Raw genomic sequence first — 13,931 nt, forward strand, 5'->3', positions numbered from 1 at the left:
TAAAAAGATGGCAAAAGAATTAAAGTATTCAGAAGAAGCTAGAGGACTAATCCTTGAAGGTGTTAATCAACTTGCAAATGCAGTTAGAGTAACTCTTGGACCAAAGGGGAGAAACGTAGTAATCCAAAAATCATTTGGTGCTCCACACATCACAAAAGATGGTGTTTCTGTTGCAAAAGAAATCGAATTAGAAAATAACTTTCAAAATATGGGCGCTCAAATGGTTAAAGAAGTTGCTCAAAAGACTAACGAAGACGCAGGTGATGGTACAACTACTGCAACTGTTCTTGCTCAAGCAATCTATACGGAAGGTGCTAAGCTTGTAACTGCTGGTCACAATCCAATGGATCTTAAAAGAGGAATCGATACTGCTGTTGAGAAAATCGTTTCTGAATTAAGAGCTGTTGCAAAAGAAATCAAGACTAACGAAGAAATTGAACAAGTTGGTACAATCTCAGCTAACAATGACAATGAAATCGGAAAACTTCTAGCGGAAGCGATGGATAAAGTTGGTAAAGATGGTGTTATTACTATTGAAGAGTCAAAAACAGCTGAAACAACATTAGATGTTGTAGAAGGTATGCAATTTGACCGCGGTTACCTATCTCCATACTTTGTAACTAACTCAGAGAAAATGGAAGTTTCTTTTGATAATGCAAATATCCTAATCACTGATAAGAAAGTTTCTAACATGAAGGAACTTCTTCCAATCCTTGAAAAAGCTGTTCAGACTTCAAGACCACTTTTAATCATCGCTGAAGATGTTGAAGGTGAGGCAATTACAACTCTTGTTGTTAATAAGCTAAGAGGAACTCTGAATGTTGCAGCTGTAAAAGCTCCAGGATTCGGTGATAGAAGAAAAGAAATGCTTAAAGATATCGCAGCACTTACTGGTGGTACTGTAATTTCTGAAGAACTAGGAATGAGCCTTGAGACAGCTGCTCTTGAGCACTTAGGTTCGGCTAAGAAAATTTCAATTGATAAAGAAAATACAACTATCGTAGATGGTGCTGGTGATGTAGCTGCTGTTGAAGCACGTGTTAACCAAATTAAAGCACAAATTGCAGAAACAACTTCTGACTATGACAGAGAGAAACTACAAGAAAGACTTGCTAAGCTTTCTGGTGGTGTTGCAGTTGTTAACGTTGGTGCTCCAACTGAAACTGAAATGAAAGAAAAGAAAGACCGTGTTGAAGATGCACTAAACGCAACAAGAGCTGCTGTTGAAGAAGGTATTGTTGTTGGTGGTGGTTCTGCTCTTGTTAAAGCTGCTCAAGTTCTTGCAGATCTTAAAGCAAATAGAGAAGAAGAAATGCACGGAATTAAAATCGTTCAAAGAGCTGTTGAAGCTCCTCTTAGACAAATTGCTACAAACGCAGGACTTGAAGGTTCTGTTGTTGTTAACGAAGTTAAGAAGAACGAAGATGCAAAATATGGTTTCAACGCTCGTGATGAGAGATATGAAGACCTAATCGCTGCTGGTATTATTGATCCAGTTAAGGTTACTCGCTCAGCACTTCAAAATGCTGCTTCAGTTGCAGGACTTATGCTTACAACTGAAACAATGATTGCTGATATTCCTAAGGAAGACGGTCCAGCGATGCCTCCAATGGGTGGAATGGGCGGAATGCCTGGTATGATGTAACCCGCAGCATCTTAGCGAAGCTAAGATTTGATGCGGGGTAGGCGCCCATCTTTTGGAACGCCTATCTCACCGGTTTGCCCCAGCGCGAGGGGACTCACTTAAGTAAAAATAAGCCTGCTTTTATGCAGGCTTTTTTTTATATTACTACTTGCTTCTTTGAGAGTGACTAGTTAAAAGCCAACTCTTCAAGGCGCCTATTTTCAAACCCATCCTATTTAAGGACTCTAGTTTTCAATGCTTTACACCGCTTATCTTAAGTAAATAAAGAATTTTCATTGGATTCCGATATAATATTTATTACGAAAGAGTTCACTTTAAGGGGAAAGTTCATGGAGTATTCAAGTATAAAAGCACTTGTTGTTGATGATCTCGATTATATTAGAAAATCAGTTAAAAGTATTTTGAATGATATTGGAGTAGAGAATATTAATGAAGCTGTTGATGGTATTTCGGCACTTCGAAAAGTAATCGAAGCCCATGAAAGTGGCTCTCCCTATCAAATAGTTTTTTGTGATGTGCATATGCCAAACTGTGATGGACTTGATTTTCTCTTTCAACTTAGAGCTGATGAAAGGATGGCCGACTTGCCTGTCGTTATGGTTAGTTCTGAAAATTCTATTGCAATCATTAGAAGAACAATTGAATTAGGTGCAAATAATTACTTACTCAAACCTTTTTCCGCAACAGTATTAGAAGATAAAATGAAATCTGTTTTAAATATAGAAGCGGCCGTTTAGGCCGCTATGATTTATTCTTACTGATCTTGTTTTCTTAATTCGTAACTGATGTCACTAAAGTTGCGATTCACACAACTTACGAAAGAGTAGCTAACGCCTCTTCCAATATTCATACAGTGGCTCAGAAACATTCCTAATTCACTTTCAATTCTTCTGAAATTATTGTTTACACAACTTTCAAATGAGAAGCTTAAGTCATCACCAAAGTTGCTGCAATATTGTAAGAATAGATTTGGTACTTCGAATTCTGCTCGTCTAAAGTTTGAATTAATACAACTTGTGAATGAATAGCTTACTTTGTCTCCAAAATTAGAACAGTGTGATGGAAAATATGCTTCTTGTTCACTTGATGCACTAACATTTAGAATAGTAAAAAATAAAAATACAATCGTAACTAAAGCTGATTTCATAATTCCTCCCTAAGTTTTATGAATAATATTATTTTATGCAGCTTTTTAAAGGATGTGCAACCAAAGTGTCTAACGCAATTAGCCTTATACTTTTTAGGGACAACTCGTTATAATTTTTTAAGTTAATAAAGTGAGGAAATATGTTTAATAAAGCACAAGAAGTTGAGGAGCAGAAACCTGCTTTTCTTTCAGGTCAATGGTTTAAAGATGAAGCGCTATCATGGATTAAAATTATTTTAATCGTATTTGGTTTCAGATCTACTTTTGTTGACCACTACCACATTCCAACAGGATCACTACTTCCGACAAATGCTATCGGTGATTCAATTGTTGTTAATAAGATGTCTTACGGGTTTAAAGTTCCATTTACGGAGTTCTTTAATCCTATTTATATCGGTGGGCAATCGCTCCCTGAACGTGGTGATATTGTTGTTTTCGAATATCCAATTAATCCTTCTATCCTTTTTGTTAAAAGAACAATTGGCTTACCTGGGGATACGATTGAAGTATATGAAAATGAATTATTTATTAACGGTAAGAAAGTTGAAAAGACTGCGATCGAAGGTGAAAAAGATCAAGAGCTAAGAGGTCTTTACGATAAAGAGCCTTCTCTTAATCCTGAAGATATGAAGTTCTATTATCAACAAATTGGCGAGAAGAAGTTTACGGTTGGTGAAAACCCAACATTCTTTAGGCATCTAAATCAAGAAAAGGTTACTGTTCCAGATGGACACGTATTCGTCATGGGTGATAACAGAGATTATTCAAGTGACTCACGTGTTTGGGGATTTGTTCCTGTAAAGAATATTCGCGGTAAGGCATTCATGGTTTGGATGTCGCTAGTGTACCCTTGGTCAGATAAACCTTTCCACTTTAGACCAAGTCGAATCGGTACATCTCTTTAAATTTTCCTGACAATAAATTTGCTATGGGGCCACAAAGGAAAGTACTCTGGTACTAGTTCCTTTTTGGTCCTATGTTAAGTGCTTGTTTTTGTAGGACCATTGATTTCTCTATAGTGCGGCCTGTGGGGCATTTTGCACACTTCAATTGTAAAGTTTTTGTAAGTTATTGAATCTATTATTTGTCAATTTTGGCACGCTACCTGCTTATATATAAGTATCCAGAGGCCAGGGGGCCTCCCCAAGATTAGGACGATTTTGGGAATTAGCAATAGGACGTTGCTATGGAAACTGAGAGTTACACTTATGAATGTAAGGTCGCTTTCAGGAAAAATGGGCCTAGAGGAAAGGGCAACAGAATTGTAAAAAGCACGAAGCTTAATCAAACCACCTCTAGGCCCCTTTTAAAAGTTGTTGTTTATTTAGAGTGTCCACGGAAGGACACGAAGAAAACATGGAAGTTATAGATAAGCTTTGGAGACATCCCTCTCTCCCTATGATTTGACCCAAAGCTTATAGAGGCCGAGAGTAACGTGTGTGGTTTTAAGAAAGGAGTGCTCTCGGCCTTTCTACGTTTTAGGGCAATTTTTTCCACAATCTTATTCATCTTTAATTAACGTTTGCAATGAACCGATGGGCTCATTGTGAGAAAGTCAAACTATGTCATCTATTTACAATTTGAACGAGCCTTAGGAGAAGAGTTTCTTTATATGTCTCGTGTGTTTTCAGAATTTGGAATGAAACTAGTTCCAATGAAACTTGATGACTTTAAGTCGATTAGAATGAAGGAGCATCAATTTGTTATTTGTTGTATCCGAGATATTCGTGCACTTTTTAATTATAATAAATTATTAAAGAGATATATGAACTTCATGCTTAGACAGGGAAGTATCACACTATTTGAGTATAGTTCATTTGCTATAACTCATGATGATGCCATCTTAAAAACAAAAAAAGTTTTTCAAGAAAGACTACCTGTTAGTATGTTTCGTATGGCCGATCGTGCGGGACAAGAAATGTTCAGCAAACTTGTGACAAATTCTTCTCGCTGGCCAGGTGGAAGAAGAGCAAAGTTACCTGAGTATTAAAAGGGATTGAGAGAGAATGAGAGTTTCAAAGGAAGTAAGTCGCTTACTTATTATTCTTAGACAAGATGCTGCTAGACTTGCAGATAAAATCATTCACCGCGAAAGAGAGTATTTGCAAATCTTATCGATGAAGCGAACACGCGAACACTTCAATGCCATTTTTAGATCTAATTTTAAAACGATAACAGTTGCGCAGTTAATGCTTTTATCTGAAGAGCTGATTATCAATCTTGAAGATTTCTATAATACCGTGGATGACCTCCATTGGTACCTCGCGCATACAGAAGATATGCCCGCAACTATTGAAGATAAAGTCCATGCTATGGTAAAAATGGTGAAAAACAAGTATGAACAACTAAATCTTTATTTAAATGCGGAGCTTGAGACTCATGAAGAAAGCGCAATTGCTTAAATTCATTATTTTACTATCTTGTTTATTTCAAGACACCTTTGCACGCCAAAGCATATCTGGTTCTCGTTATGAGTTACTAACAGGTCAAAGAGTTCAAGATAAAGCCTCAAATATCTGGGATAAGAAGTTTGCTCAGCACGACTATATTTATGGGAAGTCTCCTGCAAATTTTTTAGCAAAAAATTATCAGCATATACCTCGAGGAGCTACTGTTCTAGATATTGGGATGGGTGAAGGAAGAAATGCGGTCTTTCTTGCTACAAAGGGATATAAAGTAACAGGTGTTGATATCAGCTCAGTGGCAATTGATAAATCACTAAGGCTTGCAAGACAAGCTGGTGTTCGTATCAAGACTATTCATAAATCTGTTGATGATTTAAAAATCGCCGCAGGATCTTTAGATGCGATAATTTGCTTCTATTATGTTGACCGTGAAGTATCTAATAAACTTAAAAAGTGGCTAAAGCCTGGTGGGGTTATTATTTATGAAGGGTATACAACTGCACATAAGAAGAAATATAAAGAGCAGAGTGTCGATTCATATTTCTTAAAACCTGCAGAACTATTAACGATGTTTAATGATTTTAAAATTCTAAAATATGAAGAGCCACAACAAAGCTCCGAGCTAACTCAATCAATAATTGCTAAAAAGCCTGAATAAAAGGCATCTCTTTCCCGCAACTATCTAAAATAATTAAATATGGCACAATGGAGAGAGTGAAGTACTTCATCTTAGTTGCCACATTCTTGAGTGGAATTGTTTGTTATGCAAATATTCTCGAATTCAATAAAGACCTAGGCTATTTTTCTGGGAGAGTCTCGCATATTGAACCAAGCGCAAGACTCGTACGCTTCAAAGTCGATTTTGATAATATCAAATATATTAATAAATTAGATGAACTCGATCTCTGGGGTCTTCATCAAGAATCCTCTAAGTGTAAGGCCATTGTGATGGGCCGAACTAGTCACTACTTGTTGGTACGAGTACCAAAATATGACGAGTGCAATCGTAACTCTGCCTTTTCGACGGGGCGTTATTATAATTTTTATTCACAGGATCTTGTTAATAATGTTGCGATGGGTAATGAGTTAATTGAAATTCTTGCGAAGAAAAAATTGGCCCTTGAGTCAAAAATTAGTCGCAATAAAAAAGACCTAATTACTTATACGCAAAGAGTCGAAACGATCAATGCTCGCTATGATTTATTGAGACAAAAACTTGAGAAAGAATGGCGTGATGAGCTGCGTCGACTCGAAGATGACCATCAACAGCTTGTTCGTAACACTGAAGGTATTCAAACACGATTGAATGAAGTCGATTATAAATTACAACAATATCGCATTGAGTCTAAAAATCTTAAAGAAGACCGCTGGTCTTTGGATCCGAGGAATTACATCACAAAATAATTATCTCTTTTGTAAATAATTTTAGCATCTAGACAGACGAACGCGTACATCCTAATGTGCATTCTAGCCATTTGGTGTAAAATTTTATATTGTGACTCGCTAAATATAAAAAGGATAAGTTTATGAAAAAAGGAATCTTTTTACTTCTTTTAAGTACACTTCTATTGTCAGTAGTAGGGTGTAATAAAAGTGGTGGAGCTAAAAAATCAAACAACACTTTTTACTACAATCTAAGTGGTACTCCTACAACACTGAACCCGTTATCATCAACTGATGCTTACTCGTCAAATGTTCAAGGTTATGTTTTAGAAGGTCTTCTTAACAAAAATATTGATACAAATGAGTGGGAACCAGGTCTTGCTGAATCATGGTCAATTGAAAATGATGGTTATGATTTTGTTTTCAAAATTAGAGAAGGTGTAAAGTGGCATGATGGAAAGCCATTTACTGTTGAAGATGTAAAATTCTCTTTTGATGCAGTAACTCATCCAGAAAACAAGTATAAGACAGCTCACATGAAGTCTTACTTTGCTAACTTTAAAGAAGCTGTAATTGAAGGTCCAAGAACAATTCGTTTTAAGGCCAACAAAAAGTACTTTGGTAACCTAATGTCTATTGCTAGTGGTGGATACCTTGCAATCGTTCCAAAGCATATTTATGAAAACCCAACTGAAGAAGAAGAAAAAGAACTTAATAAAACTCTTATTGGTACAGGTCCTTATATCTTCAAAGAGCTTAGAAGAGGTAAAGGTATCTCTCTAGTTCAAAATAAAGACTGGTGGGGATACAAGACAGATAATTATAAGAATGATTACTCATATGGTGAAATCTTCATGAGATTTATTAATGAGTCTTCTGTTGCTATTCAGAGACTTGAAAAAGGTGACTTAGACTTTAACTCACTTTCACCAGAAGAATACGAACAAAAAACTAATGGCCCAAGATGGGGTAAAGAAGTTTTAAAAGTAAAAACAGAAAACAAATCAGTTAAAGGTTACGGTTTTGTTGGTTGGAACTTTAAGAGCCCAATCTTTAAATCAAAAGAAGTTCGTAAAGCAATGAACTATCTTATGAACCGTGAAGAGATGAATAAGAAATTCCGTTTCGGATATTCTGTTCTTGCAACTGGTCCTCTATACGTTCAATCTGAATATGCAAACAAAGACGTTAAAGCGATTCCTTTTAATGTTGAAGAAGCAATTAAGATCCTAAAGAATGATGGATGGAAAGATTCAGACGGTGATGCTGTTCTTGATAAAACAATTGATGGTAAGAAGACTAAGCTTGCTTTTACAATCTTAAACCCATCTAAAACTTTCTCAAAATACTTAACTATGTATCAACAAGATGCAAAGAAAGCTGGTGTTGCGATTGAAGTAAAATACATTGAGTGGAACTCTTTCATTAAAGCTCTTGATGAGAGAAACTTTGATGCTGTAACTCTTGCGTGGTCTGGTGGATCACTAGATTGGGATCCAAAACAAATTTGGCACTCAGATTCAGCAGCTAACAATGGTTCTAACTTTATTTCTTACTCAAATAAAGAAGTTGATAAGCTAATTGATCAAGCTCAACTGACTCTTGATAAAGAAGCAAGAAAGACAATGCTTAAAAAAGTATACAAGCTAATTGCTGAAGACTACCCATATATCTTCCTATTTAACGACCGTTATACTTTCTACGGACATACTGAGCGTATGCAAAAAGAGAAAGATACTTATATTTACGGAGTTGGTTACGGAAGTAAGTGGTCGATTAAACCAGCTAAATAAGTAGGAGAGACGACTTGTTTAATTATATCCTTAGAAGATTAATGATTATGATCCCGACGTTGATCGGGGTCAGTATCCTTATGTTTGTGATGGTAAACCTTGCACCAGGTTCTCCAATCGAGCAGAAGCTTCAGCAAATGAGATTTGGTGGAGTTGGTCAAACGACAACTGATACTAGTTCAAATAATGGTGCTGTATCTCAAGAAGTTGTTGAGGCCCTTAAGAAACAATATGGTTTTGATAAGCCACTATACGTTCGTTATGGTATTTGGCTAAAGAATCTAGCTACTCTAGATTTTGGTGAGTCATTTACATACGAAGAGCCAGTAATGGACGTTGTAATGAGTAAGCTACCGGTTTCAATTCAGTTTGGATTGGTCTCATTCATACTATCGTATTTGGTGTGTATCCCGCTTGGAGTTCTAAAGGCAGTTAAAAGTGGATCTCGATTTGATGTCGTGTCTTCGTTTGTTTTATCTGGCCTTTATTCAATTCCATCTTTCATGCTAGGTATCTTACTTCTTGTTTACTTTGCAGGGGATACATTTGTTGACTGGTTCCCAATTGGAGACCTTGTTTCGGATTACTATGATGACTTAAGTATCTTTGGGCAAATCCAAGATAGAGTTTGGCACTTTGTACTTCCTCTTATCGCATATATGGTAGGACAGTTTACTGTACTAACTCTTCTTATGAGAAACTCGATGATTGATGTCATCTCACAAGATTATATCCGTACAGCAAGAGCGAAAGGTTTAGCGGATAGAAAAGTTTACTATAAGCACGCTTTAAGAAATGCTCTAATTCCAATTGTTACTGGATTCGGACACTTCCTATCTCTATTTTTTGCTGGATCTCTTCTTATTGAAAGAATCTTTAACCTAGATGGTATTGGTCTACTTGGTTACCAATCACTTCTAGAAAGAGATTATAACGTAATTATGGGACTGTTCTTTATTCAAACTGTCCTTATGTTCTTAGGTAACCTAATCAGTGACGTACTATACACTGTTGTTGATCCAAGGATTGATTTCTCATGATTGAAAAATTTATTGAAAATGAACTTACACTTAAAAGATGGAGACGTTTTAAGAAAAGAAAGTCTGCAGTAGTTTCTATTGTACTTCTTCTCTTCTCTGTACTTTTAACACTTTCGGCACCGTTGATTGCTAATAGTAAGCCAATCTATATGACGTACCAAGGAAAGTCTTACTTTCCTGTATTTAAAGACTATCATCCAAAGGAATTTGGAATTACGAACGTTTATGTTACGAATTACAGAACTTTAGATATGGATAGCGTTGTATGGCCGCTTGTACAGTGGGACCCATATGAATCAAATCGTGATGTATATGAATATCCAGCTGCACCTAGTGAGACAAATATCATGGGAACAGATGATAGAGGTCGTGATGTATTCACTCGACTACTATATGGATACAAGTACTCAATCGCTTATGCTTTCTTAGTATGGCTTCTTTCAACTATCATGGGTGTATTCTTTGGTGGTGTAATGGGCTACTTTGGTGGGAAAGTGGATTTCTTCGGTCAGCGTGTTGTTGAAATCTTTAGTACGGTTCCAGTATTCTTATTACTACTTACGATGATTTCGATCTTTAAGCCTACACTAACGCTTCTAATTTTCATCTCATCAATCTTTGGATGGATGGGAGTAAGTTACTATGCTCGTGGTGAGTTCTTAAAGAATAGAAAGCAAGAATTCGTAGAAGCTGCACGTGGTATGGGAGCATCAACTTCTCGTATTATCGTTAAGCATATTCTTCCAAACTCTCTAGGTCCGATTATTACTTTCGCACCTTTCTCAATTGCTGCAGGTATCTCTGGTCTTGCTTCACTTGATTACCTGGGGTTTGGTCTTGCAATTCCTACACCTTCTTGGGGAGAGCTTCTTAACCAAGCTCACCAGAACTTTAGAATTGCATGGTGGCTAGCTGTTTATCCTTCAGCTGCACTATTTACTAGTTTATTCTTACTCGTACTTATTGGAGACGGAGTAAGAGACGCACTAGATCCAAAAATGAAATAATGAGGTTGGCGTGAGAATATTCATCTTAGTATTCTCCGCCATTCTTTTCTTTAATTCTCACGCACAAAATTTTCGAGTCCTTTCAACTCTTCCAAGCTTTACTGAGTCAATGTTTTATCTAGATGCTGGAAAACTGTTAGTTGGAGTCTCTGACTATTGTAATTTTCCAGAAGAAGCCAAGCGTTTGCCACGCTATGGGTCTTCATTTGAAATTAATCTTGAGAAGGTTGTAGAAGACAAAATCACGTCTGTTCTGCTTGCTGAAGTTCAAGGCGGACGAGTCAAAAATAATTTAGAAAAATTAGGCGTTGATGTCATCATTACACCATATAAGAAACTTGATGATGCAGTAGGGATGCTTAAAGTTTTTAACGAAAAGTTTAAGCTTAACAAAGATAAGAAAATCGAAGCGTTTTCTAATGAACTGAAATCTCTTTTAAAACCTATATCTAAAGGTAAGAGAGTTCTGATGATTATCGATGAAAAGTTTAAGGATGGTAAACTACATGAGGTTAGGGCCATCGGTATTGATAATTATTATCATGAGATATTAACAAAACTAGGTGCAAAAAATATTGTAGCGGAATCAGGTTACCCTTTAAGGAGTCTTGAGAGCTTACTGACTTCTAATTTCGATTTAATTCTAAGAATATCAGATCGTAAAATAAAGTCAGAAGAAGATTGGAAGAATTCTTATTTTAAAGATAAAATTTATCTATACGAAAAAGATTATGCGGTTGTTTTGGGACCTAGGACATTATCGTTAGTTAAAGATTTAAGGGAGATTTTGAAGTGATTAATTGTGAAAAATTATCAATTCAAGATAGGCTATCAGTGAATAGCTTCTCATTTGAATCAGGCCATTGTGGAGTTATCGGCCCAAATGGTGCAGGGAAATCGAGCTTTCTAAAGGCAATTGCTAATCTTGTTGATTTCAATGGAAAATGTCTTGTTGAGGGGGATGTTGCGTATTGTGGTGATAGTGCTTCAATCCAAACTGATATGGATGCGCAAGAAGTTATGTCTTATGCTAGGGGTAGCAAGGCGCAAGACTTAGCTTATCTTAAAAAATTAATTAAACACTTTAACTTTGAAAATCTTCTAACTAGAAGAGTGTCAACATTAAGCGGTGGAGAAAGGCAAAGACTTAATCTGATTTGTGCCTTTTATTATGACTGTAAGTTTACTTTACTAGATGAGCCCACAAATTACTTAGATCCAATTTACGTTGAAAGGCTGAGTTGTTTTCTTCAAGAGTATAAAAAAAGCTGCTTTGTTGTTTCCCATGACTTTAACTTCATTATAAATATTTGTGATCGTCTTGTGGCGTTTGAAGACTCTCAAATGAGTTTTGATTCGACTGTAGATGAAGCCGTGTCGACAAAAATCTTTGATAAGATATTTCATAAGAATTTTAACTATCACGTGATTGATAATAAGAGGTATATTCTGTGAAAAAAACAATCCTCTTATATATTGCGGTTATTTTAGCGGTAACACTTACTCCTTTCATAGGCCGAGAAGGAATTATTGACTTAAACGAGCAGGGACTTTATATCCTAGAGAACTTGAGATTCCCTAGGGTTTACTTAGCATTTTTAGTTGGTGGAATACTTTCTGTAATAGGGAGTACAACACAGGTAATTTTTAGAAACCCACTTGCTACTCCATATACTCTTGGCTTTTCGAGTGTGGCCGCCCTTGGGCTTGCTATTGCGGAGCTTGGATTTAATTCTTTTTCTTTAGGGGCTTATATTGCTCTTTCATCAATCTTTCTTCTAATCTTATTATTTCTCTATTTGAATAAGTTCTCGTCTCAAAGAGTATTATTATTTGGAGTTTGTCTTTCTATCTTTTCATCAAGTGCTATAGTCTTTGTTCAAAGTATACTTGGAAATGAAAGCATTGCTAGGCTAATCCGCTGGATGATGGGAAGTCTTTCAATTGTAGGGTTTGAGGGTCTTTTATATACAGCACCATTATATATTTTAGGTTTAATTTTCTTTGTTATTCATAAGAGAAGTTTAACTCTAATTTCTATTGGAGAAGATTTTGCACAAACGAGGGGAGTGCCAACTCGTAAGGTAAATGCAACACTAATACTTGTTTCAAATATACTAATTGCAGTTGTCGTATGGCAATGTGGCCCGATTGGTTTTGTTGGCTTGATTATTCCACATATTACAAGGCGACTTGTAAGTGCTAACTATGAAAGAAGCTTAATGCCTACTTTTATCTTAGGGGGTGGCTTCTTAGTACTATGTGATTTTATTTCAAGAATAGTTTTGGCAAATAGTATTATACCAATTGGTGCAATTACGGCGTGTGTTGGAGCACCTGTTCTGGCACTCCAACTATTTAAACAAAGCGAATCTTAATTTCTTTTTATTTCTTCAAGTTTTACGATGGCCTTTTTAAGTGCAGAACCTCTTCTGTAAAGAACTTCTACGTTATCGCCAACTTTATATTCATAAAGAGTATTAAAGATATCATCGAAATCATTTATTTCTTTTCCATCAATCTTTAAAATAACATCTCCTAGAATAATACTTCTTGTACGTGGATCTTGTTCTAGACCTCTTAATCCCGCTTTTGCAGATGGCCCATCTGGTCGAACACTTTGAATCGGAAGTCCCTTTTCAACATCAATACCGTAGAAGTATGAGAGCTCTCTTTTTTCAGCAATGGCTATACCAAGACCTGGTCTTTTCACAATTCCGTATTTAATTATTTGTGGCACTACTTTACTTACAATATTTATAGGAATAGCAAAACCAACACCTGCCGATGAGCCAGAGTTTGAAAAGATCATTGTATTGACACCAATTACATTTCCTGAAGAATCAAATAGCGGTCCTCCTGAATTTCCAGGGTTAATTGAAGAATCTGTTTGTAACATTCCTCTAATTTCAACTCCACCAATGCCTTGAATTCCTCGATTTTTAGCCGAGATAATCCCTGTTGTTACCGTTGCATCAAGACCAAATGGCGAACCAATAGCAATGGCCTTTTGACCAACCCTAACTTTATCAGAGTCTCCTCGATTTAGTGGCTTAATATCTCTTGGGATTTCTAATAACTTCAAGACAGCAATATCTTTTGCTGGCTCTGTTCCAATTAGTTTTGCTTTATATTCTTTTTTATTGTTATTAAATCTTACTAAGAAGTTATCTCCACCTTCGACTACGTGAAAGTTTGTAATGATGTGCCCTTTATCATCCCAAACCCATCCTGAACCTTCACCTTTAACGACTTGTTTATTTGTCATCGAAAAGAAGAAGCCACTTCTTGCTCTCATACGACCTAGGGTCGAAATATTTACGACTGAATTCACTGAACGATCGAACACTGAAATAGTATTACGTTCACTTTCTAATATCGCCTTATTTTCATCAAACAAAGCCTTTGAATTTAGGGATGTTAGTAGAATAAGAATTAAAAAGAATGGCCTTAAATTGCTTTTCATAATATTCCTCATTATCTCTTTTTGACGCTCATCTCATTATACATA

The 13,931-nt window shown here is 36.2% G+C and carries 15 protein-coding genes; 13 read left to right on the forward strand and 2 right to left on the reverse strand.

Going from position 1 to position 13,931, the window contains the following annotated elements; all coding sequences use genetic code 11:
* Nucleotides 1-7: 7 nt before the first annotated feature.
* Together groL and ACMAWV_RS10610 are read left to right on the forward strand one after the other, a co-directional pair.
* On the forward strand, nt 8-1,645 hold the full coding sequence (gene groL, locus ACMAWV_RS10605; protein ID WP_103217631.1) for a chaperonin GroEL: 1,638 nt from the start codon (nt 8-10) through the stop codon (nt 1,643-1,645).
* A 329-nt stretch (nt 1,646-1,974) separates the two neighbouring features.
* On the forward strand, nt 1,975-2,382 hold the full coding sequence (locus ACMAWV_RS10610; protein ID WP_392993573.1) for a response regulator: 408 nt from the start codon (nt 1,975-1,977) through the stop codon (nt 2,380-2,382).
* Nucleotides 2,383-2,399: 17 nt separating this feature from the next.
* On the opposite strand, the gene ACMAWV_RS10615 is transcribed toward ACMAWV_RS10610, so the two are convergent.
* Nucleotides 2,400-2,792 carry a hypothetical protein gene (locus ACMAWV_RS10615; protein ID WP_392993570.1) on the reverse strand — a complete coding sequence of 131 codons (393 nt, stop codon included), beginning with the start codon at nt 2,790-2,792 and terminating at the stop codon, nt 2,400-2,402.
* Nucleotides 2,793-2,932: 140 nt separating this feature from the next.
* Between ACMAWV_RS10615 and lepB the strand changes: the two genes are divergently transcribed.
* From lepB to ACMAWV_RS10670, 11 genes are all read left to right on the forward strand, one after another.
* Nucleotides 2,933-3,697 carry a signal peptidase I gene (lepB, locus tag ACMAWV_RS10620; RefSeq protein ID WP_103217634.1) on the forward strand — a complete coding sequence of 255 codons (765 nt, stop codon included), beginning with the start codon at nt 2,933-2,935 and terminating at the stop codon, nt 3,695-3,697.
* Between the two features lie 641 nt (nt 3,698-4,338).
* Nucleotides 4,339-4,782 (forward strand): hypothetical protein, encoded by a 444-nt coding sequence (locus ACMAWV_RS10625; RefSeq protein ID WP_103217636.1) that lies wholly within the window; start codon nt 4,339-4,341, stop codon nt 4,780-4,782.
* A 16-nt stretch (nt 4,783-4,798) separates the two neighbouring features.
* A complete protein-coding gene (locus ACMAWV_RS10630) occupies nt 4,799-5,194 on the forward strand; it encodes a hypothetical protein (protein WP_103217637.1) in 396 nt (131 codons plus the stop codon).
* Complete coding sequence (locus ACMAWV_RS10635) at nt 5,172-5,855, forward strand: class I SAM-dependent methyltransferase (protein ID WP_158246845.1); 684 nt, start codon at nt 5,172-5,174, stop codon at nt 5,853-5,855. The genes ACMAWV_RS10630 and ACMAWV_RS10635 overlap by 23 nt, the downstream gene beginning before the upstream one ends.
* A gap of 56 nt (nt 5,856-5,911) precedes the next feature.
* Nucleotides 5,912-6,601, forward strand: a complete 690-nt coding sequence (locus tag ACMAWV_RS10640) for a hypothetical protein (protein WP_103217639.1) — start codon at nt 5,912-5,914, stop codon at nt 6,599-6,601.
* 122 nt (nt 6,602-6,723) lie between these two features.
* Nucleotides 6,724-8,373, forward strand: a complete 1,650-nt coding sequence (locus ACMAWV_RS10645; protein ID WP_103217640.1) for an ABC transporter substrate-binding protein — start codon at nt 6,724-6,726, stop codon at nt 8,371-8,373.
* A 14-nt stretch (nt 8,374-8,387) separates the two neighbouring features.
* On the forward strand, nt 8,388-9,413 hold the full coding sequence (locus ACMAWV_RS10650) for an ABC transporter permease subunit (protein WP_103217641.1): 1,026 nt from the start codon (nt 8,388-8,390) through the stop codon (nt 9,411-9,413).
* Entirely contained in the window at nt 9,410-10,420 is a 1,011-nt protein-coding gene (locus tag ACMAWV_RS10655; protein ID WP_103217642.1) for an ABC transporter permease subunit, read from the forward strand. The genes ACMAWV_RS10650 and ACMAWV_RS10655 overlap by 4 nt, the downstream gene beginning before the upstream one ends.
* Nucleotides 10,421-10,430: 10 nt before the next feature.
* Complete coding sequence (locus ACMAWV_RS10660) at nt 10,431-11,216, forward strand: ABC transporter substrate-binding protein (RefSeq protein WP_412470398.1); 786 nt, start codon at nt 10,431-10,433, stop codon at nt 11,214-11,216.
* On the forward strand, nt 11,213-11,875 hold the full coding sequence (locus ACMAWV_RS10665) for an ATP-binding cassette domain-containing protein (protein ID WP_412470397.1): 663 nt from the start codon (nt 11,213-11,215) through the stop codon (nt 11,873-11,875). The genes ACMAWV_RS10660 and ACMAWV_RS10665 overlap by 4 nt, the downstream gene beginning before the upstream one ends.
* A complete protein-coding gene (locus ACMAWV_RS10670) occupies nt 11,872-12,798 on the forward strand; it encodes a FecCD family ABC transporter permease (RefSeq protein ID WP_412470396.1) in 927 nt (308 codons plus the stop codon). Before ACMAWV_RS10665 ends, ACMAWV_RS10670 begins: the two co-directional genes overlap by 4 nt.
* Here ACMAWV_RS10670 and ACMAWV_RS10675 read toward each other — a convergent pair.
* The gene (locus ACMAWV_RS10675) at nt 12,795-13,886 is read right to left on the reverse strand and encodes a S1C family serine protease (protein ID WP_158246846.1); all 1,092 of its coding nucleotides are present in this window, start codon (nt 13,884-13,886) and stop codon (nt 12,795-12,797) included. The genes ACMAWV_RS10670 and ACMAWV_RS10675 overlap by 4 nt on opposite strands.
* Nucleotides 13,887-13,931: the final 45 nt, after the last annotated feature.

This window comes from Halobacteriovorax sp. RT-1-1, from assembly GCF_047085455.1.
In the GTDB taxonomy this organism is placed as follows: domain Bacteria; phylum Bdellovibrionota; class Bacteriovoracia; order Bacteriovoracales; family Bacteriovoracaceae; genus Halobacteriovorax_A.

Coding starts and splice junctions, on each gene's coding strand:
- ACMAWV_RS10675 (WP_158246846.1), bottom strand. CDS start 13,886: ATGAAAAGCAATTTAAGGCCATTCTTTTTAATTCTTATTCTACTAACA.
- ACMAWV_RS10615 (WP_392993570.1), bottom strand. CDS start 2,792: ATGAAATCAGCTTTAGTTACGATTGTATTTTTATTTTTTACTATTCTA.
- lepB (WP_103217634.1), top strand. CDS start 2,933: ATGTTTAATAAAGCACAAGAAGTTGAGGAGCAGAAACCTGCTTTTCTT.
- groL (WP_103217631.1), top strand. CDS start 8: ATGGCAAAAGAATTAAAGTATTCAGAAGAAGCTAGAGGACTAATCCTT.
- ACMAWV_RS10610 (WP_392993573.1), top strand. CDS start 1,975: ATGGAGTATTCAAGTATAAAAGCACTTGTTGTTGATGATCTCGATTAT.
- ACMAWV_RS10645 (WP_103217640.1), top strand. CDS start 6,724: ATGAAAAAAGGAATCTTTTTACTTCTTTTAAGTACACTTCTATTGTCA.
- ACMAWV_RS10630 (WP_103217637.1), top strand. CDS start 4,799: ATGAGAGTTTCAAAGGAAGTAAGTCGCTTACTTATTATTCTTAGACAA.
- ACMAWV_RS10655 (WP_103217642.1), top strand. CDS start 9,410: ATGATTGAAAAATTTATTGAAAATGAACTTACACTTAAAAGATGGAGA.
- ACMAWV_RS10635 (WP_158246845.1), top strand. CDS start 5,172: ATGAAGAAAGCGCAATTGCTTAAATTCATTATTTTACTATCTTGTTTA.